Source organism: Bradyrhizobium sp. (assembly GCF_049691595.1).
Taxonomy (GTDB): domain Bacteria; phylum Pseudomonadota; class Alphaproteobacteria; order Rhizobiales; family Xanthobacteraceae; genus Bradyrhizobium.
Genome location: NZ_JBAVNZ010000309.1, coordinates 1 through 2531, shown reverse-complemented (window position 1 = coordinate 2531; position 2531 = coordinate 1). Strand labels below are relative to the sequence as shown.

Genomic DNA, 2531 nt, shown 5'->3' with positions numbered 1-2531 from the left:
GGCGTGGCCTATTTCGATCGGCATGGCCTTTCATGTCAGGACGCGCCATTGGCCGGGCCAGGTTTAGTGCCTACATGCTGCAGACCCATCCATGATGTAATCTCTGCCGTTCCGCGAGGGAACGCTCTACCGCCGGACCCGTTGCCGGCGTGAGAACCAGAAAGCGAATGCGACGTGGATATTTACACCATCATCTTCCTGGCGCTGGCGGTCTTCATCTTCCTGCGCCTGCGCAGCGTCCTCGGACAGCGCACCGGGAGCGAGCGGCCGCCCTACGATCGCGCGGCGCCCAGCGTCGTGCAGCGTAGCCAGGACAACAACGTCGTGCCGATGCCGGGATCGGTGATCGATCAGGCGCCGCTGGCGCCGACCGCCGACGTGACGCCGCCGTCCGACCGCTGGAAGGGAATTGCCGAGCAGGGCACGCCGCTCGCACAGGGGCTTGACGCCATTGCCGCCCACGATTCCGCGTTCGATCCGCGGCACTTCCTCTCAGGCGCCCGCAGCGCCTACGAGATGATCGTGCTGGCTTTCGCCAATGGCGATCGCCGGGCGCTGAAGGATCTGCTGTCGGCCGAGGTCTATGAGAGCTTCGAATCCGTGATCAAGGATCGCGAGAAGCACGAGCAGAAGACCGAAACGCGCTTCGTTTCGATCGACAAGGCCGAAATCGTCAATGCCGAAGCGCGCGATCGCGCGGCGCAACTGACGGTCCGCTTCGTGTCGCAGATGATCTCGGTCACCCGCGACAAGACCGGCACCATTGTCGACGGCAACCCGGATAAGGTCGCCGATATCACCGATGTCTGGACATTCGCCCGCGATACGAGCTCGCGCGATCCGAACTGGAAGCTGGTTGGCACCGGAAGCGCTCACTAGGACGCGCAGCCTCGGATGGCTTGCGTGTCGGGTGATCGCCGCGGTGTCGTTGCTGGCTCCGCTGGATGCGTCTGCGGCTCGTCACGGGCGCTGGCATCCGACATCCTCTCGCCCGATCCCGTATCCCCGCCTTGATCTGCCACTCCAGATCAACGGCAGCCAGTACGCGCCGCTGGTCTGGTCCGATGTCGCAGGCTGGAGCGAAGACGATCACCTCGCCGCCTACAAGGCGTTTCGCGCCAGCTGCAAGCCGATCGCGGGCCAAACCGGGCCTCCGGCCGATCCGAAGGCGCTGGGCACGTCGCTGCGCGATCCCTGCAGGGTCGCCAGGGGGATCGAGCTGTCCGATGGCGCCAGGGCGAAGTCGTTCTTCGAGGGGCACTTTCTTCCCTTGCGGATCTCTCGGCTCGGCGAAGCCGAAGGGTTTGTCACCGGTTATTATGAGCCCGTGATCGACGGCGCGCGAATGCAAACCGACGTCTACAGCGTGCCGGTCTATCGCCGTCCATCCAACCTGTTCGTGCGCGGCGCCAGGCAAAGCTCGACCGGGCTGCCCAACAAGGGCCAGGTGTTCCGCAAGATCGGCCGCCGCAAGCTCGTACCCTATTATGATCGCGCTGAAATCGAAGACGGCGCGATCGCCGGGCGCGGCCTCGAAATCTGCTGGCTCAGGAATCAGACCGACCTGCTGTTCTCGCAGATCCAGGGTTCGGCGCGGGTCCGTCTCGAGGACGGCTCGACCCTGCGCATCAATTACGACGCCCATAACGGCTATCCCTATACGCCGGTCGGCCGCGTCCTGATCGATCGCGGCATCATTCCCAAGGACCAGATGTCGATGCAGAAGATCAGGGAATGGATCGATCAGAACCCCGACGGCGCCCAGGAGCTGCGGCGGCAGAACCGGTCCTACATCTTCTTCCGCGAGGTGCAGCTTTCCGACAAGGATGAAGCGGTCGGCGCGCAGGGCGTGCCGCTGACGCCGGGGCGGTCGATCGCGGTCGACAAATCGTTGCACGTCTACGGCACGCCGTTCTTCATCGAAGGCGAGTTGCCGATCGAATCGGAGCAGTCGAAAACACCGTTTCGCCGGCTGATGATCGCGCAGGATACCGGCTCCGCCATCGTCGGCCCGGCGCGTGCCGACCTGTATTTCGGCGCCGGCGCGGACGCCGGAAAGGTTTCCGGCCGCCTCCGGCACACTATGCGCTTCGTCATTCTGGTTCCGAAGAGCCTCGATCCCGTGGCGCGGGGCCGCAAGATGCCGGTGCCGGACGCGCGGCCGTCGGAGAAAATCGCCAAACTTTTTCCGCAGCTCGATCCGCAGAAGGGTCAGTCGAACGACCAGAACAACGGCGCGACGCCTGCCGGGGCCTCGGCGGCTTCTGCCTCAAAAGACGCAGCGGTTGCCACAACGCCGGTCGCGCAAGCCTCGCCCCCAACGGCGAAGCCGGTTCCGTTGCCGGAACCCCGGCCTCAAATCAAACCGGGCGCCGAGCGGCCGCGCCACCGCCACATCCGCCATTATCGCTACCCTGGATGACGCGCCGGCCCGCTCCGATTCCGGATTTCTCCGAAGCGCCGAGGCGCAAGCGCGCCTTGAGCGAAGAAGAACGCGCGCTGTGGGAAAGCGTGGCAAAGCAGGTCAAGCC

The 2531-nt window shown here is 65.0% G+C and carries 2 protein-coding genes and 1 pseudogene; all 3 read left to right on the top strand.

Translation table 11 applies throughout. The features are described 5' to 3' along the window. Positions 1-174 precede the first annotated feature (174 nt). Positions 175-879 carry a Tim44/TimA family putative adaptor protein gene (locus WCE35_RS13655; protein WP_424593878.1) on the top strand — a complete coding sequence of 235 codons (705 nt, stop codon included), beginning with the start codon at positions 175-177 and terminating at the stop codon, positions 877-879. Beyond that, positions 857-2422 carry a murein transglycosylase A gene (locus tag WCE35_RS13650; protein ID WP_424593877.1) on the top strand — a complete coding sequence of 522 codons (1566 nt, stop codon included), beginning with the start codon at positions 857-859 and terminating at the stop codon, positions 2420-2422. The genes WCE35_RS13655 and WCE35_RS13650 overlap by 23 nt, the downstream gene beginning before the upstream one ends. Continuing rightward, positions 2419-2531 (top strand): annotated as a pseudogene (locus WCE35_RS13645) (Smr/MutS family protein); the annotation flags it as partial. The gene WCE35_RS13650 and the pseudogene WCE35_RS13645, both read left to right, overlap by 4 nt.